We start from the raw sequence: 23212 nt of genomic DNA on the forward strand, positions 1-23212 counted from the left end.
TTACGATGCGTCCTTGGCTAACGCGGCCGAAACTGGCCATCGATTAGGCAGTCTAGCCACCGGGATTGGCGTGCAGGATGGCCGCAAGCCATGCGAAATTGAACGTTCCGCAGCTCCAACGGGGTGCAGCTTCGTTCGAAGACGCATTAGATACGGAAAATAGCGGGCCGATCCGGTCCGCGGAAGAAGGGCAGTGATGTGATGGCGTATTGGCGCCGCAACTCCCGGCAAATGCAGGCCGCGACCGGTCAGGTCGCGGTCGCGCCGGCGTCGCCCGTGGCGCAGAAGCCGAAATCGCCGCGCTCGCGCATGATGCGGCAATACGATCTGGTCGAACGCGTCCGCACGTATAACCCGGACACCAACGAAGACCTGCTCAATCGCGCCTATGTCTACGCCATGAAGGCGCACGGCACGCAGACCCGCGCGTCCGGCGATCCCTATTTCTCGCATCCGCTCGAGGTCGCGGCGATCCTGACCAATCTGAAGCTCGACGACGCCACGATCGTCGCAGCGCTGCTGCATGACACGATCGAGGATACCGAGGCGACGCGCGCCGAGATCGACAACATCTTCGGTCACGAGATCGGCGCGCTGGTCGAAGGGCTCACCAAGCTGAAGCGGCTAGAGCTGGTCTCGCGGGAGGCCAAGCAGGCCGAGAATCTGCGCAAGCTGCTGCTTGCGATCGCCGACGACGTCCGCGTGCTCCTGATCAAGCTCGCCGATCGCCTGCATAACATGCGCACGCTGGAATTCGTGCCGCACGCCTCGCGCCGCCGCATCGCCGAGGAGACGCTGGACATCTATGCGCCGCTCGCCGGCCGCATGGGCATGCAGGAGATGCGCGAGGAGCTCGAGGACCTCTCGTTCCATACGCTCGATCCGGAAGCCTATGCGGTGGTGATGCAGCGGCTTGATGCGCTTGCCGAACGCAACCGCAATCTGGTCGGCGAGATCGAGACCCAGCTTTCCAAGAACCTGCAGAAGAACGGCATAGCCGCGCGGGTCTATGGCCGTCGCAAGCAGCCGTTTTCGATCTGGACCAAGATGGAGCGCAAGTCGGTCGGCTTCGAGCAATTGTCCGACATCTACGGCTTCCGCATCGTGATGCAGGACGTCGAATCCTGCTACCGCGCGCTCGGCGTGGTGCATACGACCTGGCCGGTAGTGCCGGGCCGCTTCAAGGACTACATCTCGACGCCCAAGCAGAACGACTACCGTTCGATTCACACCACGGTGATCGGTCCGGGCAATCAGCGTGTCGAACTGCAGATCCGCACCGAGGAAATGAACCAGATCGCCGAATTCGGCATCGCCGCGCACGCCTTCTACAAGGAGGGCATGGGCTCGCCGACCGAGCGGCTCAAGCACGAATCCAACGCCTTTGCCTGGCTGCGCCACACCGTCGGGATCCTGTCCGAAAGCGCCAATCCGGAAGAGTTTCTGGAGCACACCAAGCTCGAGCTGTTCCACGACCAGGTGTTCTGCTTCACCCCCAAGGGCAAGCTGATCGCGCTGCCGCGTCAGGCCAATGTGATCGACTTCGCCTATGCCGTGCATACCGACGTCGGCAACTCGGCGGTTGGTTGCAAGATCAACGGCAAGTTCGCGCCGCTGTCGTCCGAGCTGCAGAACGGTGACGAGGTCGAGGTGCTGACCTCGAAGGCCCAGCAGGCGCCGCCCTCGGCCTGGGAATCGCTGGCGATCACAGGCAAGGCCCGCGCGGCGATCCGGCGCGCGACCCGCACTGCGGTGCGCGATCAATATGCCGGCCTCGGCCGCCGCATCATCGATCGCCTGTTTGCCCGCGCCAAGATCGAATATGCCGACGATAAGCTGAAGGGCGCTCTTCCCCGACTGGCGCGCGCCTCGATCGAGGACGTGATGGCTTCCGTCGGGCGCGGCGAGCTGAAAGCCTCCGACGTCGCCCGGGCCATGTATCCGGATTACAAGGAAGAGCGGATGGTGCGCTACGGGGCCAAGAAGAGCCTCGCGGTGAAATTGAAGCTGAAATCGCCGCCGCATCCGGCGCGCAGCACGTCCGTCATCCCGGTGCGCGGCATCAATTCCGATTTGCCGGTGAAGTTCGCGCCAAACGGCGGCGCGGTGCCGGGCGACCGCATCGTCGGCATCGTCACGCCGGGCGAGGGGATCACGATCTATCCGATCCAGTCGCCGGCGCTGAAGGATTTCGAGGAGGAGCCGGAGCGCTGGCTCGACGTGCGCTGGGATATCGACGAGACCATGCCGCAGCGTTTCCCGGCGCGGATCCTGGTCCACAACGTCAACGAGCCCGGCAGCCTCGCCCAGGTCGCCACCGTGATCGCCGAGCATGACGGCAATATCGACAATATCAGCATGTCGCGCCGCTCGCCCGATTTCACCGAGCTGACCATCGATCTGGAGGTCTATGACCTCAAGCATCTCAGTGCAATCATCGCCCAATTGCGCGCCAAAGCCGTCGTCGCCAAGGTCGAGCGCGTCAATGGGTAGGCGTTCACGCGCCGTCGCCCCTCATGGTGAGAGGCGCGAAGCGCCGTCTCCGGACGATGCTCGCATCGCCGGGAGAACCATGAGGCCCGGCTGGTGGCTCTCATCCTTCGAGACGCGCTTCGCGCTCCTCAGGATGAGGAACTCGCACTATAATCCCTGACTTGTTCTGAATACCTGCGAGTCCCAAAATGCCCGTTCCTCCGCTCCGCCTCGGCGTCAATGTCGACCACGTCGCTACCCTGCGCAACGCGCGGGGCGGTGCGCGGCCGGATCCGGTGCGCGCGGCGCTGGCCGCGATCGAGGCCGGTGCCGACGGCATCACCGCGCATCTGCGCGAGGATCGCCGTCACATCCGCGATAACGACATGGCCCGCCTGAAGGCCGAGATATCGAAACCCCTGAATTTCGAGATGGCGGCGACCGAGGACATGCTGCGGATCTCGCTCGCCACCAAACCCCACGCCGTGTGCCTGGTGCCGGAGCGCCGCGAAGAACTCACTACCGAGGGCGGATTGGACGTGGTCGGCCAGCACAATGCGCTGGCACCGTTCATTGCGCGGCTGAACGATGCCGGCATCCGGGTGTCACTGTTCATCTCGGCCGACCCCCACCAGATCGAGATGGCGGCCAAGCTGCGCGCCCCTGTCATCGAGATCCACACCGGCGGCTGGTGCGATGCCGTGGTCGACGGCCACGCTGCGAAGGCCGAGGCGGAATGGCAGCGAATCATTGATGGAGCCGCTTTGGGGCGCGCCGCAGGTCTGGAGGTTCATGCCGGCCATGGCCTCGACTACCAGACGGCGGAGACGATTTCCGCGCTGCCCGAGATCGCCGAACTCAACATCGGCTACTTCATGATGGGGGAGGCGCTGTTCGTCGGCCTTGGCGAGACTGTGCGGCAGATGCGCGCCGCAATGGACCGCGGCCGACAGAAGATCGCGGGCCGGCCATGATCATCGGCATCGGCTCCGACCTGGTCGACATCACAAGGGTCGCCAAGGTGATCGGGCGCCACGGCGACCGCTTCCTCGACCGCATCTTCACTGACGCCGAGCGCGCCAAGGCGGCGCGCCGCGCCAACAGCGAAAGGATGGTGGTCGCGACCTATGCCAAGCGATTCGCCGCCAAGGAGGCTTGTTCCAAGGCGCTCGGCACCGGGATCCGGCGCGGCGTCTGGTGGCGGGATATGGGCGTGGTGAACCTGCCCGGCGGCCGACCGACCATGAAACTCACCGGCGGCGCGCTGGCCCGGCTCGAGGCGCTGACGCCGGAAGGGTTCGAAGCGCGGATCGACCTGTCGATCACCGACGACTGGCCGCTGGCACAGGCCTTCGTCATAATTTCGGCGGTCGTTCCCGGCAAATCATGAGCCGCGCAGGCGTTTGCGCCGGGGAAACGGAACAAAACTAAAAATCATTGATTTATCAATGGATTATGAAGTTTTGACGAGGCGCTTGATTGCGCGCCCACCAACAACCGTCTAAAACGCCGCGAACGACGTGTTCGAGCCAGGGCCGATTCAGGGTAGCGCCGGAATAGGCCTTCAACATCAGTATTGAGACCGTTTTCCTGACGCGAACGTATCAGGCGATTCGCGTGCGGAAAACGTTCTGCCACCGTGCGGGCCAGGGCTCGCGGGAATTGGGAAAGCAATGAGCGTGACATCCGGCACAAAATCTGAAAGCGGCTTGGGTGAAACCATCCGCGTCGTCATCCACGCTCTCCTGATCGCCCTCGTGATCCGCACTTTCCTGTTCCAGCCGTTCAACATCCCCTCGGGATCGATGAAGGCGACGCTGCTGGTCGGCGATTACCTGTTCGTCTCGAAATATTCCTACGGCTATAGCCACTATTCCATTCCGCTGTCGCCGCCGCTGTTCTCGGGCCGCATCTTCGGCTCGGAGCCGAACCGGGGCGATATCGTGGTGTTCCGCCTGCCCAAGGACGACTCCACCGATTACATCAAGCGCGTTATCGGCCTGCCGGGCGACCGCATCCAGATGCGGGAGGGCCTGCTCTACATCAACGAGAAGCCGGTCAAGCGCGAGCGGCTTTCCGACTTCATCGGCGAGGATCCCTGCGGCTCCGACGCCACCGCGCGCGTCAAGCGCTGGAAGGAAACGCTGCCGAACGGCGTCAGCTATGAATCGCTCGATTGCGTCGACAACGGTTTCTACGACAACACCAATGTCTACACCGTGCCGGCCGGCCACTTCTTCATGATGGGCGACAACCGCGACAACTCGACCGATAGCCGCGTGCTCTCGGCGGTGGGCTATGTGCCGTTCGAGAACATCGTCGGCCGGGCGCAGATGATCTTCTTCTCCATTGCCGAGGGCGAACATGCCTGGATGTTCTGGCGCTGGCCGACTGCCGTGCGCTGGAATCGCCTATTCTCAATCGTGCGATGAACGACGAAACAGCGATCATTCCCGATGCGCCGACCTCAGGTGAGCCGGACCAGCCGGCCGATGCCGCAGGCGTCGCTGCGCCAAAAAAGAAGAAGCGCGGCAAGGCCGGGGCCAAGGCGGCCGCTGCCGCGATCGAGGGACGCATCGGCTACAAATTTTCCGATCCGGCACTGCTGACGACCGCCTTTACCCATGTCTCGGCCTTGAAGCCTGCGACCCGCCATCGCGCCGACAGCTATCAGCGCCTGGAATTTCTTGGCGATCATGTGCTCGGGCTGATCATCTCCGACATGCTGTATCGCGCCTATCCGCGGGCCGATGAGGGCGAATTGTCGAAACGCCTCGCCGATCTCGTGCGCAAGGAAAGCTGCGCTGACGTCGCCAAATCGCTCGGGTTGCTCGACGACATCAAGCTCGGCGCGGTAGGCGCAGGGGCGGGCGCGCGCCTGCGCAAATCCGTGCTCGGCGACATCTGCGAAGCGGTGATCGGGGCGATCTATCTCGACGGCGGCTATGCGGCGGCATCCCAATTCGTCGAGCGCAACTGGCTGGAGCGGATGCGCAAGCCGCGCCGGCCGCTGCGCGATCCCAAGACGGTGTTGCAGGAATGGGCCCAGAGCAAGGGGTTGCCGACGCCGGTCTATCGCGAGATCGAGCGCACCGGGCCGCATCACGACCCGCAGTTCCGCGTCGCTGTCGACCTGCCGGGACTGGCGCCGGCCGAAGGCGTCGGCGGCTCCAAGCGCGCTGCCGAGAAGGTCGCAGCCTCCGTGATGATCGAACGCGAAGGCGTCGGCGGCGGCAGCAATGACAGTTGAAGTCTCATCCGGCGCCGCGCCCGCCGAAACCCGCTGCGGCTTCGTTGCGCTGATCGGCGCCCCCAATGTCGGCAAGTCCACCCTCGTCAACGCGCTGGTCGGCTCCAAGGTCACCATCGTCTCGCGCAAGGTGCAGACCACCCGCGCCCTGATCCGTGGCATCGTGATCGAGGACAACGCGCAAATCATCCTGGTCGATACGCCCGGCATCTTCTTGCCGAAGCGTAGGCTCGACCGCGCCATGGTCTCCACCGCCTGGAGCGGGGCCCATGATGCCGACCTCGTCTGCATTCTGCTCGACGCCAAGGCCGGACTGGACGAGGAGGCCGACGCGATCCTCAACAAGCTCGCGATGGTACAACATCCGAAAATTCTGGTGCTGAACAAGATCGACCTGATCCCGCGCGAAAAACTGCTGGCGCTGGCGCAGGCCGCCAACGAGCGCATGAAATTCGAACACATCTTCATGATCTCGGCGCTGTCGGGTGACGGCGTCGACGATCTGCGCAAGACGCTGGCGCAGATGGTTCCGCCGGGGCCGTTTCATTACCCGGAGGATCAGATGTCGGATGCGCCGCTGCGGCATCTGGCGGCGGAAATCACCCGGGAAAAGATTTACCGCCAACTCCACCAGGAGCTGCCGTATCAATCGACGGTCGAAACCGATAGCTGGACCGAGCGCAAGGACAAATCGGTCCGGATCGAGCAGACGATCTTTGTCGAGCGCGAGAGCCAGCGCAAGATCGTGCTCGGCAAGGGTGGCGCCACCATCAAGTCGATCGGCGCGGATTCGCGCAAAGAGATCGCCGACATTCTGGGCGTGCCCGTGCATCTGTTCCTGTTCGTCAAGGTGCGCGAGAACTGGGGCGACGACCCTGACCGCTACAGGGAAATGGGGCTGGAATTCCCCAAGGAATGATTGAGGAACGTCATTGCGAGCGGAGCGAAGCAATCCATCTAACCATGGATGCAAAAACGACGGATTGCTTCGTTCGCTTCAGCGCAAAATTGCTTTGCAATTTTGTCGCGAGCTTGTCGCAATGAGGGCTAGAACTAACTTATGATGATGCAACAACAAACAAGCCCGATGAACGTACCCCGCAACGTGGTTTGGTTTGAAGCGCTGCTGTATTCGTCGCTGACACTGGATGCGATTTCAGTGGCGTTTCAGGACCGCACGCCAACGGCGAAGATGACGGCGCAGATGATCAACACTGGAACGCTGATGGCGGCCGGCCTGATCCTGCTGCTGGTCTACTTCGTCTGGCTCGCCGCCCAGCGCCGCAAAAACTGGCCGCGCTGGGTCTTGGCGGCGGCCCTCGTATTGTCGGTGATTTCGCTCGTGCAGGTGATCGGCGAGAAGGGGCTGGCATTCGACAGCGGCATCGAGGTGATCTCCTGCGCGCTGACCGCGATGGGGCTTTATTTCTCCTTCACCGGCGACGCGGTCGGATGGTTCAACGCGTGATCGTTGCGGTTGCGTAGGGTGGGCAAAGGCGCGCTTCGCGCCGTGCCCACCCATCGGATGCGACACAGTTTGTTGATCGTGGTGGGCACGCTGCGCTTTGCCCACCCTACACGCTCCCAAATCCTGTAAACTCCGCCCATGGAATGGACCGACGAAGGCATCGTGCTGGGCGTGCGGCGGCATGGCGAATCCTCCGCCATCGTCGAGCTGCTGACGCGCGGGCATGGCCGGCATCTCGGCCTGGTGCGCGGCGGCTCCTCGTCGCGGATGCGGCCATTGCTGCAGCCCGGCAACAGCGTCACCGCGGTGTGGCGAGCCCGGCTCGACGAGCATCTCGGCACCTACGCCATCGAGGGTACGCGGCTGCGTGCCGCGACGCTGCTTGCGTCCTCGCACGCGGTCTATGGCGTCACCCATCTGGCCTCGCTGGCGCGGCTGTTGCCTGAGCGCGATCCGCACGAGGACATCTTTGAGATGCTCGACCGCACGCTGGATGATTTCGACGATGCCGGCGGCGCCGCCGCGCACGTGATCAGGTTCGAGCTCGCCATGCTGGCCGAACTCGGCTTCGGCCTCGATCTGGAAACCTGCGCCGCCACCGGCGAGACGACGGACCTGATTTATGTCTCCCCTAAATCCGGCGGCGCGGTGTCGCGGCGGGCCGGCGAGCCCTATCGCGACCGGCTGTTGCGGCTGCCGGCCTTCCTGCGCGAAGGCGAGGGCGGGGCGAACGGCTGGTCGGACCAGGACCTGCAGGACGGCTTTCGCCTGACCGGGCTGTTCCTGCTCCGCCACGTGCTGGAGCCACGGGGGCAGGGCCATTCGGACGCCAGGGACGGGTTCATCAACGCGGTGACGAGGCGCCGGGCGCGAATCAGTTCGTCGGCGTGATCCCGTCGTCCCTGCGCACGCAGGGACCCATACTCCGCGGCCCATCCATTGAAGCTCTGGCGTCAGCCGTTTTTCGCCACAAACACCTGTGGTTATGGGCCCCTGCGTGCGCAGGGGCGACAGATCCCCATTCGGATCTTGCCCGATTCACCGCAAAAGTTTAACGCCTCCCCATGGGAAAACGACAGCTACCGCCGGAAGAACCGGCTGAAATCCACGAGGTGATGCTGCGTGATGCGCTGGAAGAGCGCTATCTCGCCTACGCGCTCTCGACCATCATGCACCGCGCTTTGCCGGACGCCCGCGACGGGCTGAAGCCGGTGCACCGGCGCATCCTCTACGGCATGCGCCTGTTGCGGCTCGATCCGGGCACGCCGTTCAAGAAATCGGCAAAAATCGTCGGCGACGTGATGGGCTCGTTCCATCCCCACGGCGACCAGGCGATTTACGACGCCATGGTGCGTCTGGCGCAGGATTTCGCCTCGCGCTATCCGCTGGTCGACGGCCAGGGCAATTTCGGCAATATCGACGGCGATAACCCGGCTGCCTACCGCTACACCGAAGCGCGCATGACCGAGGTCGCGCGGCTCCTGCTCGAGGGCATCGACGAGGACGGCGTCGAGTTCCGCCCGAATTACGACGGCCAGAGCAAGGAGCCGGTGGTTCTGCCCGGCGGCTTCCCGAATCTGCTCGCCAACGGCGCACAGGGCATCGCGGTCGGCATGGCGACCTCGATCCCGCCGCACAACGTCGCCGAGCTCTGCGACGCCGCGCTGCATCTGATCGACAAGCCCGAGGCCAAGTCGAAGTCGCTCCTGAAATGGGTCAAGGGCCCGGATTTCCCGACCGGCGGCATCATCGTCGATTCCAAGGAAAGCATCGCCGAAGCCTACATGACCGGGCGCGGCTCGTTCCGCACCCGCGCCAAGTGGGTCCAGGAAGAGGGCGCCCGAGGCACCTGGGTCGTCGTCATTACCGAGATTCCATGGCTGGTGCAGAAGTCCCGGCTGGTCGAGAAGATCGCCGAGCTGCTCAACGAGAAGAAGCTGCCGCTGGTCGGCGACGTCAGGGACGAATCGGCGGAAGACGTCCGTCTCGTGATCGAGCCGAAATCCCGCGCGGTCGATCCCGCGCTGATGATGGAATCGCTGTTCCGGCTTACCGAGCTCGAGAGCAAGATTTCGCTGAACCTCAACGTGCTGATCAAGGGCAAGATCCCCAAGGTGGTGGGGCTGGCCGAGTGCCTGCGCGAATGGCTCGACCATTTGCGCGACGTGCTGGTCCGCCGCTCCAACTACCGCAAGACCCAGATCGAGAACCGGCTCGAAGTGCTCGGCGGTTACCTGATCGCCTATCTGAACATCGACAGGGTGATCAAGATCATCCGCACCGAGGACGAACCGAAGCCGGCGCTGATCAAGGCGTTCAAGCTGACGGAAGTCCAGGCCGATGCCATCCTCAACATGCGCCTGCGCTCCTTGCGTAAGCTCGAGGAATTCGAAATCCGCACCGAGGACAAGAACCTTCGGGGCGAATTGAAGGGCATCAAGTCGCTGCTCGGCTCGGAAGCCGAGCAATGGTCCAAGGTCGGCGAGCAGGTCCGCAAGGTTCGCGACATTTTTGGGCCGAAGACGCCGCTCGGCAAGCGTCGCACGATGTTTGCCGACGCGCCCGAGCACGATCTCGCCGCGATCGAGGAAGCCTTTGTCGAGCGTGAGCCGTGCACGGTGGTGATCTCCGAGAAGGGCTGGGTGCGCACGTTGAAGGGCCATGTCGAGGATATCTCGGGACTTGCCTTCAAGACCGACGACAAGCTCGACCACGCCTTCTTCGCCGAGACCACCTCAAAACTGCTGCTGTTCGCCACCAACGGAAAATTCTATTCGCTCGACGTAGCAAAGCTGCCGGGCGGGCGCGGCCATGGCGAGCCGATCCGCATGTTCATCGACATGGAGCAGGACGCGGCGATCGTGTCGCTGTTCGTCAACAAGGGTGAGCGAAAGTTTCTGATCGCGAGCAGCGAAGGGCAGGGCTTCGTTGTCAAGGAAGAGGATTGCGTCAGCAATACCCGCAAGGGCAAGCAGGTGCTCAACGTCACCATGCCGAACGAGGCCTGTGCAATCGCAACCGTGCGGGGTGACACCGTTGCCGCGATCGGCACCAACCACAAGATGGTGCTGTTCCCACTCGACCAGGTGCCCGAGATGGCCCGCGGCCGCGGCGTTCGCTTGCAGAAATATTCCAGTGCCAAGCTATCCGACGTCGCCGTGTTCGAGCTCAAGGCGGGGCTGACCTGGAAGGATTCCGCCGGCCGCGAGCAGAGCATGAGCGCCAAGGAATTGTCCGACTGGCGCGGCAACCGCGCCGACGCCGGCCGCCTCGCGCACGGCCTGCCGAAGTCGAACAAGTTTTTGCGCGGGGTTGAGTGACGCGAGGTGATTGTTGTCGTCCCTGCGAAAGCAGGGACCCATAACCACAACCGTTCGTAGGTTGGTGTCGCTGGAGCTCCAGATCGCCTCAACAATTGAGAACGGTGGTTATGGGTCCCGGCTCAAGGCCGGGACGACGGAGGAGATGGCCGCCATCGTTATATCGCGCCTGTAATAGTATTCGAAACTCCACGGGCTATATAAATCGCCGTCGAACCATCGAGACGACGGTTGTCAGGAATGGCGGACGATCACGCTCACCACGATCATTCCCACGCGCATGATCATTCCCATGGTCACGCCGGCCACAGCCACGCGCCCGATAATTTCGGCTGGGCGTTCGCCATTGGCGCGGCGCTCAACACCGCCTTCGTCATCGCCGAGCTGATCTTCGGCTACGCCGCCAATTCGCTCGCCCTGATTTCCGACGCCGTCCACAATCTCTCCGACGTGATCGCGCTGCTGTTGGCGTGGGGTGCGGCGTGGCTTGCGCAGAAGGGGCCAACGCAGCGGCATACTTACGGCTATCGCCGCGCCTCGATCCTGGCGGCGCTGTTCAATGCCGGCCTGCTGCTGGTTGCGGTCGGCGGCATTGTCGTCGAGGCGGTCGACCGCCTTTACAGCCCCGCGCCGGTTGCGGGCTGGACAGTCGTGATGGTCGCGGCGCTGGGCGTCGCCATCAACGGCTTCACCGCGCTGTTGTTCATGCGCGGCCGCCACGGCGACCTCAATATCCGCGGCGCCTATCTGCACATGGCGGCGGATGCGGGCGTTTCGCTCGGCGTGGTGGTTGCGGCGCTCATCATCATGCTGACGGGATGGCTATGGCTCGATCCCGCGATCAGCCTCGTTATTGCGGCCGTGGTGTTCTGGAGCGGATGGGGGCTGGCGCGCGACAGCGTCAATCTCGCGCTCGACGGCGTGCCGCGCGGCATCGAGCTTGCGAATGTGCGGGACTACCTCGCCGGGCTGGAAGGCGTCTCGGAGGTGCACGATTTGCACATCTGGGCGATGAGCACGAACGAGACGGCGCTGACCGCGCATCTGGTGCGGCCCGGCGGCACCGATGACGCCTTTTTGCACGGCGTCTGCGAGGAACTCTCGCACCGTTTCAACATCCACCATTCCACGCTGCAGATCGAAGCCGCCGCCGAGGTCTGCAGACTGGCGCCAGCGGAACGGGTGTAGGTCCGTAGGATGGGTGGAGCGAAGCGATACCCATCAGCGTCACAACCAGTATTGATGGGTATCGCTTCGCTCCACCCATCCTACAAGGACTCAAGCCCAACCCGCAAACCACAACGCCACGCCCGCCGCGCACGACCCCGCCAACACCCAGAGCATCCCGATGTTGAGGCGGAAGATCGCCGTCGCCGCGGCAGCCGCGAGCACGAAGGCCGCAAGATCGAGGCTTCCCCACACCGGCATGTCGAACGACAGCCCGAACGAGCGGGCCGGCGTGGTTTGCCGGAACAGCGTGTGCAATCCGAACCAGATCGAGAGGTTCAGGATCACGCCGACCACGGCGGCGGTGATCGCGGACAGCGCGCCGGCAAGCCCCTTGTTGCCGCGCAGCGTCTCGATGTAGGGCGCGCCGAGGAAGATCCAGAGGAAGCAGGGGATGAAGGTTACCCAGGTCGCCAGCAACCCGCCGAGCGTCGCCGCGACCATTGGTGACAGCGCGCCGGGATCGCGATAGGCGGCCATGAAGCCGACGAACTGTAGCACCATGATCAGCGGGCCCGGCGTGGTCTCGGCCATGCCGAGGCCGTCGAGCATCTCGCGCGGCTCCAGCCAGTGATAATGCTCGACCGCCTGCTGCGCGACATAGGCCAGCACCGCATAGGCGCCGCCGAATGTCACCATCGCCATCTTGGAAAAGAACAGCGCGATCTGGCTGAACACATTGGCTTGCCCGAGACCGATCAGGAGCGCCGCGACCGGCACCGCCCAGAGCAGCAACCACACCGAGCTTACGCGCAGTGCACGGCCGACGCTCGGGCGAACGTGATCGGGCAATTCCTCGCCTAGCTGGCTGTCGACGGCTGCCGTCTTCTTGCCACCGCCGCCGTGCTCTACGGCGGCGAATTCCGGCCGTCCGCTGCGCGCGCCGAAATAGCCGATCAGACCGGCCGCAATGATAATGATCGGGAAGGGGACGTCGAAAAAGAAGATCGCGACGAAGGCGATGGCGGCAAGCGCGATCATCACCCGGTTGCGCAGCGCGCGCTTGCCGACGCGGACCACCGCGTGGACCACGATCGCGAGCACCGCGGCCTTCAGCCCGAAGAACACCGCCTCGACGAAGCCGACATTGCCGTAGGCCGCGTAGATGTAGCTCAAGGCCATGATGGCGATGATGCCGGGCAGGATGAACAGGCCGCCCGCCATGATGCCGCCGGCGGTCCGGTGCAACAGCCAGCCGATATAGGTCGCAAGCTGCTGCGCCTCCGGGCCCGGCAGCAGCATGCAATAGTTCAGCGCGTGCAAAAACCGGCTTTCGGAGATCCAGTTCTTTTCTTCGACCAGGATGCGGTGCATGACCGCGATCTGCCCGGCCGGGCCGCCGAAGCTCAGCACGGCGACCCGCAACCAGACCCGGAACGCTTCGCCGAAGCTGATGCCGTGACCGAGGTCACGGCTTGCGCCGGCCTCGGTCGTCTTGCCCATGGTGGCATCCATTACGGCTTCGCCTTGTTGGTGGGCCAATTATGCGTCTCGCCAGTTGCATCGCGACACCAGCGGTAGAACGCGTCATACAGCGTCATGCCGGCTTCCAACTGCTCGAGATCATCGTCGAACATGCGCGACAGGCCGAGGGAAGCGGCGAGCAGTCCAGGCGCTTCCGGCGACAAATCGAGCCGTCCGGTGTCGGCGCCGCGCACCATCGCCGCCAGCCGCAGCAGGGGTGGCGTCGCCAGACCGAATTCCTCGATCATGACGTCGAAGGTGCAGAGTTCGCCGCGGTGGCTCCAGAATACGTTCTCGACATCGAAGGGCGCAGCGTTGAAGCGCTCGCTGACCCCTAGCACTTCCGCGGGCGTGACGAACAGGAACACCGCATTCGGATCGACAAACCTGCGGATCAGCCACGGGCAGGCGATGCGGTCGATCTTTGGCCGAGCCCGCGTCACCCACACCGTGCGGCCCTGCGCGTCGCGCGCCGGGAGTTTCGACGCCGGCACCAGCGGTAGTTTTGCCGCCTTCCAGCCTTCAAAGCCGCCCTCCAGCGCTTCGGCCGAGACATGGAGATGCCGCAGCCAGGCGGCAGTGCCTTGTGCCAGTTTCTGGCCGCGCAGGCAGACGACGATGGCTGAGCGGCCGGAGAATTCCTCGCCCCAGCCGGCGGCATCCTCATGGTTGCGCCTCACCGCACCCGGAATCAGCCGCTGGTCGGCGGCAAAATCCTCGTCGGTACGGACGTCGATCAGGGCAGGCGTGTTCGCCGTGCCGATCAGTCGGGAAAGCTTGTCGGGAGATATCGTGGTGTAGGATGACATGGTTGCGCCCTCGTAAGAGAAAACGGGACGCGATACTTGGGCATGTCGCCTCGTGGGGAGATCGCAAAACCCCCATGGGCCGAATTAAGCGCGCCGCTGCCCGGCTGTCAATCGGTTCTCGGCGAGTCCGCAGCGGGCCCACGTAGGATGGGTAGAGCGCAGCGAAACCCATCATTTCGTTCATCGGCGCCAAATGATGGGTATCGCTGCACTCCACCCATCCTACACAAGGGCGCTTGCGATCCGCCGGCTTCGGTCCTAGCTTAGCCATATCGGGGACGAAGCAGGCTCCCCGTCAGACGGTCCGCCGTCCAAGCTCTGCGCACCTCTCGACGTGTCGAGGATGGCGCATGGACGCTGGGATGACCGATATCGCGACTGAACCAAAACCCTCCACCGCAAACGCGCTGATCAGGTTGCTCTATGTCGCGCGGGGCCTGCGCGGCTTCGGCGACGGTTTTGCGGTCATCATCCTGCCGGCCTATATGACCGCGCTGGGTTACGACGCGGTCGCGGTCGGCATCGTCGCGACCGCGTCGCTGCTCGGCACGGCGCTGCTGACGCTGGTCACGGGCCGGATCGCGCCGCGCCATGACCTGCGCGCGCTGCTGATCGCAGGCGCCACCCTGATGGCAGCCACCGGCATCGCCTTTCCCGCGGTCGAGCATTTTGTGCTCATCGCGCTGGTTGCGTTCATCGGCACGATCAATGCTTCGGGCGGCGATCTCGGCGTGCTGGTGCCGCTCGAGCATGCGGTGCTGGCGCACAGCGCCACCGACGAGCGCCGCACGCAGGTGTTCGCGCGCTACAGCCTGATCGGTGCGCTCTGCACCGCGGCGGGTTCGCTCGCGGCCTCGCTGCCCGATCTCCTTGTTGCGGGCGGCAGCACGCAATTCGTCGCGTTCCGTCTGATGTTCTATGCCTACGCCGTGCTCGGCATCGCCTGCGCCGCGCTCTATCGCTATGTGCCGCATGCGCGCGGCGAGGAGAAGGCTCCGCAGACGCCGCTCGGACCGTCGCGTGGCACCGTCTACAAGCTCGCGGCGCTGTTCAGCATCGATGCCTTCGCGGGCGGTTTCGTCGCTCAGTCCCTGCTCGTGCTCTGGCTGTTCGAGCGCTTCGATCTGTCATTGTCTGCGGCCGGACTGTTTTTCTTCTGGTCGAGCACGCTGAGCGCCTTCTCCTATCCGGTTGCCGCCTGGATCGCGAAACGCATCGGCCTCGTGAACACCATGGTGTTCACGCATATTCCTTCCAGCATCTTCCTGATCCTGGCGGCGTTCTCGCCGAACCTGTATCTGGCGCTGGGGCTGTTGCTGCTGCGTTCGGCGCTGTCGCAAATGGACGTGCCGACCCGCACCTCCTACGTCATGGCGGTGGTGACGCCAGCGGAACGTCCGGCGGCCGCCAGCGTCACCGCCGTGCCGCGCAGTCTCGCGTCAGCCATCAGCCCGGCCATCTCGGGCGCGCTATTGATGACATCGTTTACGGGGCTGCCGCTGGTGGTCTGCGGCACGCTCAAGATCGCCTATGACCTGGCACTCCTGTTCTCATTCCGCCATATCAAGCCGCCGGAGGAGCAGGGGCGCTAGGCTCGCGTTAACGCCAACGCGGCTCGCGCGGTTACCAAGGCGATCGCCGTCCGTCGGGGAGGGGGTCCATCACCCGTCGCTCATCGCGAACATGCGACCATTGCGCCAGCTTGATCTCCGGAGTGTCGGGCGCGTTGGACCCTTCCGAGTGAAAGGCGAGTTTCTGGTTTGCCTGCACCTGGTATTTGGCGGCCTGCGCCAGCCAGTACCATTTCTTGTCCGGTTCGCTCAGCGCGTGCTGACGGCACTCGGCTTCCAATTCACGTAAGCGGATCGCTTCATTCATAGTCAATTCCAGAGCCTTAGGCTCCAAACCTACCGGAGCCTCGAAACCACCGAAACCCGGGTTCCGGTAACTCCTCATGGCAAAAACTTCTTGACGGCACGCTATGCCGGTCCGAGGCAATTGATTGAAATTTAGGAATGGATTGTCGCGATAATTAGTTGATTTGGCTGGTACCGCGTCAATACGCTGCGATGCTGCTCACGAATGCCCGCCTAGACGACCAGCAAAGCACCCGACACCAGAAGAAGCACCAGCACGATCTTTCGGAACGTTGCCTCGTCGAGCCGCCCGAACAGTTTCAGCCCAAGCCAGGTGCCGGCGAACAAGGCCGGCAATCCGATCAGGAACAGCTTGATCACCTCCGGTGTGACCGCGCCCCTGACGCCGATCCACAAGGCGCTCATGGCGAAGATCGCAACCGCCGCCGGCTGAAACACCGTGCGCTGCACGTCCTTGGGCCAGCCGCGCAAGTCGCACCATATCGTCACCAGAATTCCGGCAAGCCCGGTAATGCCGCCGAGCACGCCGTTGAGGAGTCCGATGGCGGCGTCGGCCGCGGCGCCGCCCGCTTTCACCGCGGGGATGGCCGGCCGTAGCAGCGCGTAGAGGCTGTAGAGCACCAGGAAGGCGCCGACGCCCATGCGGACATGGGCAGGGTTTGCCCAGGTCAGGATGCCGACCCCGACGGGAACGCCGAGCGCGGCCCCGGCCACGAATGGCCAGAGCCTTCGCCAGTCCAGCGCGGCGCGCAGCTTCCAGACCGAATAGCCCTGCACGAGCAGCCCGAATGCAATGATCAGCGTCGCCGTTTGCAGCGGAGTAAGGAGGTAAAGCCAGATCGCTGATACGACGAGGCCGAACGCGAAGCCGGAGAGGCCGGCGACCAGCGCGCCGGCAAAGGTTGCGAGAAAAAATAGCGTCAGTTCGAGTGTCGTTCCATCCATGTGCTCGCTCCAATCCAAAGCGAGCAGCGCTTGAATGGGATCGCCATTTCACGGGGAGGCCGCGATTTCCCCGAAAGGAGGCTACGCCCGCGATGCCCGCTGAGCAAGAAGCAACGCGACGCTTGTTCGCGATGATCGTGCTGCTGACACTTGCCGCCATTGCGCAAAGATTCGGAGGAAGAACATTTTTGACTCGCGCGCGATCGGGCGCGCTCATATCTGCAACGCGCATTGCAATTGATCGCGGAAAGGGTGGGCGGCGTTGGGCGAATGGGTTGGGGTGGCGATCGCACTTGTCTCGAGCAGCCTCGGCGGCAGCGCGGCAGCGATTACGCGTTATCTCGCGGGCAATGCCGATCCGATCACGCTTGCCATCCTGCGATGGGGCATCGGCGTCTGTTGTGTGCTGCCGGCGGCGCTCTTGTTGAAGGCGCGATGGCCGCGCCGCAGCGATTGGCCCGCTGTCACCGCCCTCGGCTTCTGTTTCTTCGGCGTATTTTTCGTCCTCTACACTATCGCGATGACGTTCACGACCGCCGCGCGCGCCTCGCTCGCGCTGGCGACACTGCCGCTGCACACCATGGTGGTCGGCGCAATACTCGGTATCGAGCCGCTGACGAAACGGAAATCGATCGGCGTCTGTATTGCGGTGCTCGGCGTCATCGCCGCGCTCGCTACCGGATTGTCAGCCGCGCCGCCGGGCGCGTGGCGCGGCGAACTGATCATGACCGCCGCCGTGCTCTGCATGGCGTTCTACAACGTCTGGTCCCGCCCGTTTATCCAGCGCTCCAGCGCGCTCGGTTTCCTCACGGTCGGCATGGGGACGGGTGCCGTGGCGCTGATCCTGGTCGGATCGCTGACCGGCAGTGTCGCGGCCTTGAGCCAGTTCGGAACGCCGCAATGGATCGCGGGCGTTTATCTCGGCGTCGCCGGAGGAGCGCTCGCGTTCATCCTGTGGGTGCTGGCACTTGAGCGGGCATCGCCGACGCGCGTCGCCAACACCATGACGGTCAATCCGGTTGCCGCTGGCCTGCTTGCCACGCAACTCGTCGGCGAGCCGATCACGCCGAATCTTGTTCTCGGTCTTATCGCGGTGTTCGCCGGCATCTGGATCGCAACGTCCGAGGTGAAACCGGCACGGCCGTGAAGGTCAATTGCATGTATCACGCCCGTCATACGAAGGCGGGAAGGGATTACCCTAAGTGACTTGGCCGGGTACCATCGGAGGTCGAGAGGTGGTCAGGGAGCCAAGCTATGATGATCGAGGTCCGTCAGATTCGCGAGGACGACATTGAGAGTTTCCATGCCGCCGTCGACGCAGTGGCGCGCGAACACAAATATCTCGCGCTCCTCGAGGCCCCGCCGATGGAGCGCGCGCAGGCCTTCGTCCAGCGCAACATCGAGAAGGGCTACCCACAGTTCGTCTCCGTTGCCGATGGGCAGGTCGTAGGCTGGTGCAACATACCGCCGGCCTCTCGCGAGGTGATGGCACATGTTGGCGATCTCTTCATGGGCGTGCTGCCGAACTGGCGCGGTCGGGGATTGGGTGAGCGCCTGCTGCGGGAAACTCTCATGGCGGCGGATGCGTTCGGATATCTGCGCATCGAGCTTGGGGTATTTGCGGACAACGCGCGTGCCGCGTCGCTCTACCGCAAGTCCGGATTCATCGAAGAAGGGATCAAGCGGCGTGCGATTCTGATCAACGGCGTTTTTCACGACGAGGTCATCATGGCGCGCTTCAGGGACTGAGATGAAGCCGGGATTCGCGCAGGAACGGGATTTAGCACGCCTCACGCCGCAGCAATCGCCTCGATCTCGATCAGGAAATCCGAACCGTACAGCTTCGATACCTCGACCAGCGTCACGGCGGGCGCCGCCGGCGGCGTCACCGAGGCGAAGAAGCGGTTTCGGGCTTCGCGGTAGGGTCCGAGATTATCCATGTCGGTGAGGAATACCGTGAGCTTTACGAGATTGGCCGGCGTGCACCGGCTGGCCTCCAGGGCAATCGTGAGGTTTCGAAACACCTGCTCCGCCTGGGCTGCAAAATCACTTCTGCCGACCACATTGCCGTCGCGATCGAGCGCGGTCTGGCCGGCGATGAAAATGATGCGGCCCGCGTTCACCTCGACGATCTGCGAATAACCGGGCGGCGTTCCCAGTTCGGGCGGATTGATGCGGGTGATCATTTCAGACATCCTCCTCTTTCGTCATGCTTCGAGGTGGTGGTGCGCGTAGCAGCATCAGCGCCAGCAGCGCGGAGAGCGACAGCGCCGACGACACAATCAGGATGCGGCTGCCCATGACGTCGATCAAGAGGCTGAACGCCAGCGGCGCGCCGGCCTGCGCAATCCGCGCCGGGGCGCCGATGATCCCCAGGCGATAGGCATAGTTTTTCGGCCCGAAGATCGCGAGCGGCATCGTGCCGCGCGCAATCGTCAGGATACCGTTGCCGGTGCCGTGGAAGACGGCAAAGATGCTGGCCGCGCCGCCGCCGAATAGTCCGATGATGGCCGCGCCGATCGGGTGCGTCAGGCAGGCGAGCCGCCCGGACACCAGCGGGTGATACCGCGACAGAAAGCTCGCCTCGAAGATGCGCGCGGCCACCTGCGATGGACCGATCAGCGCGCCGGCGGCGACCGCCTGCAGCGAGGTCGCGCCGGCGGATTCGAGAATGCGCGGCAGATGCGCGGCCATCGCGCCGGTGACGCTCCAGGAGGCGGCAAAGGCAAACGCCAGCAGGATCATGGTGCGGTCGAGCGGGATATGCGGCTTGACGGCGGAAGCAACGGCCGCCTTTGCGCCGGCGACCTGTGGCAGCATCAGCCAGTTGATCGGCAGGCCGATCAGGATGTGTGCCGCCGCCCACGCAAAGCAGGTGTTGCGCCAGCCGATCGTTTCCAGCCCCCACGCGGTCAGCGGCCATCCCACGGTGGAGGCGAAGCCTGCGATCAGCGTGATGCCGGTGATCGAGCGTCGCGCCGCGTCGCCGTAGATGCGGCCGAGTGCGCCGAAGGCGGCGTCGTAGAGGCCCGCACCCATGCCGATGCCGAGCAGGAGCCAGGCTGTGAGCAGAACAGGTATCGAATAGGTTAAGCCGAGCAGCGCCAGTCCCGCGGCCAGCACCAGGTTGGAAAGCGACAGCACGGAACGGCCGCCGACCAGATCGATCTGCCGGCCGATGCGCGGCCCGAGCATGGCGGAGATGACAAGCGATGCAGAGAAGGCGGCAAAGATCCAGTTCGAGGAAACGCCGAGATCGCGCGCGATCGGATCGGCGAGGATCGCGGGCAGGTAATAGCTCGAGGCCCAGGCCAGCGTCTGCGTCGTGCCGAGCGCGACAATGATGGAAAACTGGTTGCGGTTCACTGCGTCTCTCTTCTCGACCAATAGAGCGCCAACGGCCCAAGCAGGATGCCTGCCGCCAGCACCGAAAATGCCGCCATCCAGGCCGATGAGCTTTGCGGCCCACCCGCAGCGTCCAGCGCAACACCGACCGCCCAGGCGCCAAGCGCGGAAAGGCTGAAGCCGACGGTAGAATGCATCGCCATGGTCGCGCCGCGATAGCTGGGATCGGCGGCCATCGACATGCCCGAGGTCAATGCGCCGGAATCGGCGGGCACAGTGATGGCGTAGACCAGAACAAGCGGCAGCAGCAGCCACGGCGATTTGTCGGCGAGCATGCCGATCGAAAGGGCCACCGTGGCGGAGGCGAGCATCACGGCTGATATGGCGCGGTGGCGACCGAACCTGAGCGCGAATTCATTGCCGAGGATGCTGGCGGGCATGGCGAGTACGGAGAATACCACGCTGACCACGATCGGCGTCAGGATTGAAGCGTCCGAACTCCTTGCCGCCACGAACGTCCAGAACGCCACGATCCAGGTCCTGATCCCGTACAGTTCGAAGCAGTGCGCGCCATAGCCGAGAACAAATCCCATGGCGTTGCGGTTCTGAAGCACCGGTGCGAAATCAAGTAGCCGGCCCGACACCGGCGCCGGCTTGACCGGCCGCAACAGCAAGCAGGCGGTGAACATGATCAGCGGTCCGGCGGCGGTGACGAAAAATGCGCTGCGCCAGCCCCAGGCTTCTGCAACGAGCTGGGAAACCAGAAACGACAGGCCGACACCGAACGAGAAGCTCGATGTGTAGAGCGTGATCGCGCGGGATGAATCGCCCGGCGCGAGACGATCGGTCAGCGCCTTGAGGCCCGGCATATAGGCGCCGGCAAAGCCCGCGCCGGCCATCGCGTTGAAGAGGGCGCCCGACCACAGGCCGGTCGCAAACAGGCCGAACAGCAAGGTGCCGAGCGCGCTCAGCGCCGAACCTGCGATCAGTATTTTGCGCGCGTCGATACGATCGGTCAGCGTCGCCAGCACCGGCACGGTCAGCATGTAGCCGGCGGCGCCCGAGCCAGCCAGCAGGCCCGCCTGCGCCCCGCTCAAATGCCATTCCGGAATCAGGAACGCGGCGAGGATGGAAGGCACGACGACGTGCGGAAGCAGGCTGCCAAGCTGCCCGATGCACATCGCAACGATGACGGAGCGTCCCTCCAGAAAAATTCCGCGCACTCCCTATTGATCAGGATGCGCAACCGCATCCCGTCTTGCCTTGCTGCTTTGCTTTCTCATCCGCGACGCAACAAGCGTCAACATCTGATAATGCAGGGCCGCCGCAGCAATTGCTGGCATCTGGCGCGAGCGAACGGCTGCAGACGCCGGTCTCGGGCAGCACCAGTTCGACCCGTTCCGCGGCTGCGCGGTCGCCGGCGATGTCGGCGGCGATCGAGCGCACCTGTTCGTATCCCGTGAGCATCAGGAAGGTCGGCGCGCGGCCGTAGGATTTCAAGCCGGCGAAATAGAAGCCGGGTTCGTCCTGCGCCAGCTCGCGCGCGCCGTGCGGCCGCACGGTGCCGCAGCTATGCTCGTTGGGATCGATCAGCGGCGCCAGCGCGAGCGGACATTCGATCGCCGGATCGAGCCGGATGCGGAGCTCGCGGGTAAAATCGAGGTCCGGCCGGAAGCCGGTCGCGACGATCAGTTCATCGACCACTGCCTGGCGCGCGCTGCAGGCGGAGACAGCGCCGACGATAAGGCGAGCGCCGTCGGCGATGACATGCGAAACGCGAAATCCGCTTTCCAACTTGATCCGGCCCGCCGTCACCAATGCCGCGAAAGCCGCACCCAGTTCGCCGCGGGCCACCAACTTGTCGTTCGCACCACCGCCGAAAGCCTTGGCTGGATCGCTGCCGCGCAGCAGCCAGACCGGCCGCGTCCCCGGTGCCTGTTCGGCCAGTTTTGCCAGATCGGTCAGCGTGCCGATCGCAGAATGCCCGGATCCCAGCACCGCGACGATCTTGCCGGCATAGCGCGCGCGGTCGCTGCCGAGCACGTCCGGCATGCCGTAGGCGATCCGGTCCGCGGTTTCGTTCTCGCCGATGGCGGGAAGACCATTGGCGCCCGCCGGGTTCGGCGAATGCCAGGTACCCGAGGCATCGATGACCGCGTCGGCCTTGAGGAACTTCTGACCTTGCCCGTTCTGGTAACGGATTTCAAACGGCGCGGCCTCGCGGCCCCTCGTCTTGAGCTTGTCGAAGCCGGCGCGGCTGATCCCGGTGACGCGGCTCGAGGTGCGGATGTGAGGCTCAAGCGCGGCGTGGGTCGCAAGCGGTTCGAGATAGCGCTCGACCATTTCGGCGCCGGTCGGGTACTGGCCGGGCTCGGGAGAATTCCATCCCGATGTCGCCAGCAGCCGCGTTGCGGCCTTGTCCACGTTGTACTCCCAAGGCGAGAATAGCTGGACGTGGCCCCATTGCCGCATGGCGTGGCCGACATTGTCGCCAGCTTCCAATACGATCGGCTGCAGCCCGCGCTCCAGAACATGGACGGCGGCGGCAAGACCGACCGGCCCGGCTCCGATGATCGCGACGGTCTTGGCTCCGGTCATGACGTTCTCCCATGAAACTAGAAGTATCGAAATAGAGGTCAAAAAGCGCTATGCCGCGGTCTTGGTATCAGTGGTTTCGGCGCTCTCGGTGCAGCACTCCGCAACGAGAAATCCCACCAGCTCCCGCATCACTTCGTAATTGGCGTGGCAGATCAGCGTAGTCGCATCGCGTACCTGCGTCACAAGGCCGACCACCACCAGCGCCTTGATGTGGTGGGAGAGGGTGGAGGGCGCGATTTTCAGCTTCTCCTGCAGGCGGCCGACCGCAAGGCCAGCGCCTCCGGCGCGGATCAGCGCGCGATAGATTTTTAGCCGGGTCGGATTGCCAAGCGCTTCGAGATGGGCGGCTGCGTCATCGAGTTTCATAGGCCATCGTCTCACTCTAGTCCGAATCTGTCAACGGTATTTCTAGAATTATCGAAATAGACGGGGGCGGC

Annotated in this window: 22 protein-coding genes; 13 read left to right on the top strand and 9 right to left on the bottom strand. The window is 64.1% G+C overall.

Going from position 1 to position 23212, the window contains the following annotated elements; all coding sequences use genetic code 11:
- The first annotated feature begins 201 nt into the window (after positions 1-201).
- From GWE18_RS13270 to GWE18_RS13315, 10 genes are all read left to right on the top strand, one after another.
- Positions 202-2493 (top strand): bifunctional (p)ppGpp synthetase/guanosine-3',5'-bis(diphosphate) 3'-pyrophosphohydrolase, encoded by a 2292-nt coding sequence (locus tag GWE18_RS13270; RefSeq protein ID WP_275186182.1) that lies wholly within the window; start codon positions 202-204, stop codon positions 2491-2493.
- A gap of 188 nt (positions 2494-2681) precedes the next feature.
- Complete coding sequence (locus tag GWE18_RS13275; RefSeq protein WP_275186183.1) at positions 2682-3446, top strand: pyridoxine 5'-phosphate synthase; 765 nt, start codon at positions 2682-2684, stop codon at positions 3444-3446.
- Positions 3443-3862 carry a holo-ACP synthase gene (gene acpS / locus GWE18_RS13280; RefSeq protein WP_275186184.1) on the top strand — a complete coding sequence of 140 codons (420 nt, stop codon included), beginning with the start codon at positions 3443-3445 and terminating at the stop codon, positions 3860-3862. The genes GWE18_RS13275 and acpS overlap by 4 nt, the downstream gene beginning before the upstream one ends.
- A 283-nt stretch (positions 3863-4145) precedes the next feature.
- Positions 4146-4904, top strand: coding sequence for a signal peptidase I (gene lepB, locus GWE18_RS13285; protein WP_057849358.1), 759 nt, complete (start codon positions 4146-4148; stop codon positions 4902-4904).
- The gene (rnc, locus tag GWE18_RS13290) at positions 4901-5722 is read left to right on the top strand and encodes a ribonuclease III (RefSeq protein ID WP_275186185.1); all 822 of its coding nucleotides are present in this window, start codon (positions 4901-4903) and stop codon (positions 5720-5722) included. Before lepB ends, rnc begins: the two co-directional genes overlap by 4 nt.
- On the top strand, positions 5712-6641 hold the full coding sequence (gene era / locus GWE18_RS13295) for a GTPase Era (RefSeq protein ID WP_275186186.1): 930 nt from the start codon (positions 5712-5714) through the stop codon (positions 6639-6641). The genes rnc and era overlap by 11 nt, the downstream gene beginning before the upstream one ends.
- 168 nt (positions 6642-6809) lie before the next feature.
- On the top strand, positions 6810-7190 hold the full coding sequence (locus tag GWE18_RS13300) for a hypothetical protein (RefSeq protein ID WP_275186187.1): 381 nt from the start codon (positions 6810-6812) through the stop codon (positions 7188-7190).
- A gap of 138 nt (positions 7191-7328) precedes the next feature.
- Positions 7329-8081 carry a DNA repair protein RecO gene (gene recO / locus GWE18_RS13305; RefSeq protein ID WP_275186188.1) on the top strand — a complete coding sequence of 251 codons (753 nt, stop codon included), beginning with the start codon at positions 7329-7331 and terminating at the stop codon, positions 8079-8081.
- A 173-nt stretch (positions 8082-8254) separates the two neighbouring features.
- Complete coding sequence (gene parC, locus GWE18_RS13310; protein WP_275186189.1) at positions 8255-10510, top strand: DNA topoisomerase IV subunit A; 2256 nt, start codon at positions 8255-8257, stop codon at positions 10508-10510.
- A 240-nt stretch (positions 10511-10750) separates the two neighbouring features.
- Entirely contained in the window at positions 10751-11698 is a 948-nt protein-coding gene (locus GWE18_RS13315) for a cation diffusion facilitator family transporter (protein ID WP_275186190.1), read from the top strand.
- A gap of 90 nt (positions 11699-11788) precedes the next feature.
- Here GWE18_RS13315 and chrA read toward each other — a convergent pair whose 3' ends face one another.
- Together chrA and GWE18_RS13325 are read right to left on the bottom strand one after the other, a co-directional pair.
- The gene (gene chrA, locus GWE18_RS13320) at positions 11789-13180 is read right to left on the bottom strand and encodes a chromate efflux transporter (RefSeq protein ID WP_275186340.1); all 1392 of its coding nucleotides are present in this window, start codon (positions 13178-13180) and stop codon (positions 11789-11791) included.
- 11 nt (positions 13181-13191) lie between these two features.
- Entirely contained in the window at positions 13192-14010 is an 819-nt protein-coding gene (locus GWE18_RS13325; protein WP_275186191.1) for a chromate resistance protein ChrB domain-containing protein, read from the bottom strand.
- Positions 14011-14372: 362 nt separating this feature from the next.
- On the opposite strand from GWE18_RS13325, the gene GWE18_RS13330 reads away from it, so the two are divergent.
- On the top strand, positions 14373-15602 hold the full coding sequence (locus tag GWE18_RS13330) for an MFS transporter (RefSeq protein ID WP_275186341.1): 1230 nt from the start codon (positions 14373-14375) through the stop codon (positions 15600-15602).
- A gap of 31 nt (positions 15603-15633) precedes the next feature.
- On the opposite strand, the gene GWE18_RS13335 is transcribed toward GWE18_RS13330, so the two are convergent.
- Together GWE18_RS13335 and GWE18_RS13340 are read right to left on the bottom strand one after the other, a co-directional pair.
- On the bottom strand, positions 15634-15888 hold the full coding sequence (locus GWE18_RS13335; RefSeq protein ID WP_275186192.1) for a hypothetical protein: 255 nt from the start codon (positions 15886-15888) through the stop codon (positions 15634-15636).
- Between the two features lie 212 nt (positions 15889-16100).
- Positions 16101-16832, bottom strand: a complete 732-nt coding sequence (locus GWE18_RS13340; RefSeq protein ID WP_275186193.1) for a sulfite exporter TauE/SafE family protein — start codon at positions 16830-16832, stop codon at positions 16101-16103.
- Between the two features lie 262 nt (positions 16833-17094).
- On the opposite strand from GWE18_RS13340, the gene GWE18_RS13345 reads away from it, so the two are divergent.
- Complete coding sequence (locus GWE18_RS13345) at positions 17095-17979, top strand: DMT family transporter (protein WP_275186194.1); 885 nt, start codon at positions 17095-17097, stop codon at positions 17977-17979.
- A gap of 107 nt (positions 17980-18086) precedes the next feature.
- Positions 18087-18581, top strand: a complete 495-nt coding sequence (locus tag GWE18_RS13350; RefSeq protein ID WP_275186195.1) for a GNAT family N-acetyltransferase — start codon at positions 18087-18089, stop codon at positions 18579-18581.
- A 41-nt stretch (positions 18582-18622) separates the two neighbouring features.
- Here the strand turns inward: GWE18_RS13350 and GWE18_RS13355 are convergent, their stop codons facing one another.
- From GWE18_RS13355 to GWE18_RS13375, 5 genes are read right to left on the bottom strand one after another with little or no spacing between them, the layout of a single operon-like run.
- Positions 18623-19027: a RidA family protein gene (locus GWE18_RS13355; RefSeq protein WP_275186196.1), complete on the bottom strand. Its 405-nt coding sequence runs from the start codon at positions 19025-19027 to the stop codon at positions 18623-18625.
- Complete coding sequence (locus GWE18_RS13360; RefSeq protein WP_275186197.1) at positions 19020-20198, bottom strand: MFS transporter; 1179 nt, start codon at positions 20196-20198, stop codon at positions 19020-19022. The genes GWE18_RS13355 and GWE18_RS13360 overlap by 8 nt, the downstream gene beginning before the upstream one ends.
- Positions 20195-21358, bottom strand: a complete 1164-nt coding sequence (locus GWE18_RS13365; protein ID WP_275186342.1) for an MFS transporter — start codon at positions 21356-21358, stop codon at positions 20195-20197. The genes GWE18_RS13360 and GWE18_RS13365 overlap by 4 nt, the downstream gene beginning before the upstream one ends.
- 52 nt (positions 21359-21410) lie before the next feature.
- Positions 21411-22775 carry an NAD(P)-binding domain-containing protein gene (locus GWE18_RS13370; RefSeq protein ID WP_275186198.1) on the bottom strand — a complete coding sequence of 455 codons (1365 nt, stop codon included), beginning with the start codon at positions 22773-22775 and terminating at the stop codon, positions 21411-21413.
- A gap of 48 nt (positions 22776-22823) precedes the next feature.
- Positions 22824-23141 carry a metalloregulator ArsR/SmtB family transcription factor gene (locus GWE18_RS13375; RefSeq protein WP_275186199.1) on the bottom strand — a complete coding sequence of 106 codons (318 nt, stop codon included), beginning with the start codon at positions 23139-23141 and terminating at the stop codon, positions 22824-22826.
- Between the last annotated feature and the right edge of the window lie 71 nt (positions 23142-23212).

It is taken from the genome of Bradyrhizobium sp. CSA112 (genome assembly GCF_029051645.1).
GTDB lineage: Bacteria > Pseudomonadota > Alphaproteobacteria > Rhizobiales > Xanthobacteraceae > Bradyrhizobium.

Excerpts from the sequence above, each read along its gene's own strand:
- GWE18_RS13270 (WP_275186182.1), top strand. The coding sequence starts at position 202 with ATGGCGTATTGGCGCCGCAACTCCCGGCAAATGCAGGCCGCGACCGGT.
- GWE18_RS13275 (WP_275186183.1), top strand. The coding sequence starts at position 2,682 with ATGCCCGTTCCTCCGCTCCGCCTCGGCGTCAATGTCGACCACGTCGCT.
- acpS (WP_275186184.1), top strand. The coding sequence starts at position 3,443 with ATGATCATCGGCATCGGCTCCGACCTGGTCGACATCACAAGGGTCGCC.
- lepB (WP_057849358.1), top strand. The coding sequence starts at position 4,146 with ATGAGCGTGACATCCGGCACAAAATCTGAAAGCGGCTTGGGTGAAACC.
- rnc (WP_275186185.1), top strand. The coding sequence starts at position 4,901 with ATGAACGACGAAACAGCGATCATTCCCGATGCGCCGACCTCAGGTGAG.
- era (WP_275186186.1), top strand. The coding sequence starts at position 5,712 with ATGACAGTTGAAGTCTCATCCGGCGCCGCGCCCGCCGAAACCCGCTGC.
- GWE18_RS13300 (WP_275186187.1), top strand. The coding sequence starts at position 6,810 with ATGAACGTACCCCGCAACGTGGTTTGGTTTGAAGCGCTGCTGTATTCG.
- recO (WP_275186188.1), top strand. The coding sequence starts at position 7,329 with ATGGAATGGACCGACGAAGGCATCGTGCTGGGCGTGCGGCGGCATGGC.
- parC (WP_275186189.1), top strand. The coding sequence starts at position 8,255 with ATGGGAAAACGACAGCTACCGCCGGAAGAACCGGCTGAAATCCACGAG.
- GWE18_RS13315 (WP_275186190.1), top strand. The coding sequence starts at position 10,751 with ATGGCGGACGATCACGCTCACCACGATCATTCCCACGCGCATGATCAT.
- chrA (WP_275186340.1), bottom strand. The coding sequence starts at position 13,180 with ATGGGCAAGACGACCGAGGCCGGCGCAAGCCGTGACCTCGGTCACGGC.
- GWE18_RS13325 (WP_275186191.1), bottom strand. The coding sequence starts at position 14,010 with ATGTCATCCTACACCACGATATCTCCCGACAAGCTTTCCCGACTGATC.
- GWE18_RS13330 (WP_275186341.1), top strand. The coding sequence starts at position 14,373 with ATGACCGATATCGCGACTGAACCAAAACCCTCCACCGCAAACGCGCTG.
- GWE18_RS13335 (WP_275186192.1), bottom strand. The coding sequence starts at position 15,888 with ATGAATGAAGCGATCCGCTTACGTGAATTGGAAGCCGAGTGCCGTCAG.
- GWE18_RS13340 (WP_275186193.1), bottom strand. The coding sequence starts at position 16,832 with ATGGATGGAACGACACTCGAACTGACGCTATTTTTTCTCGCAACCTTT.
- GWE18_RS13350 (WP_275186195.1), top strand. The coding sequence starts at position 18,087 with ATGATGATCGAGGTCCGTCAGATTCGCGAGGACGACATTGAGAGTTTC.
- GWE18_RS13355 (WP_275186196.1), bottom strand. The coding sequence starts at position 19,027 with ATGTCTGAAATGATCACCCGCATCAATCCGCCCGAACTGGGAACGCCG.
- GWE18_RS13365 (WP_275186342.1), bottom strand. The coding sequence starts at position 21,358 with ATGTGCATCGGGCAGCTTGGCAGCCTGCTTCCGCACGTCGTCGTGCCT.
- GWE18_RS13370 (WP_275186198.1), bottom strand. The coding sequence starts at position 22,775 with ATGACCGGAGCCAAGACCGTCGCGATCATCGGAGCCGGGCCGGTCGGT.
- GWE18_RS13375 (WP_275186199.1), bottom strand. The coding sequence starts at position 23,141 with ATGAAACTCGATGACGCAGCCGCCCATCTCGAAGCGCTTGGCAATCCG.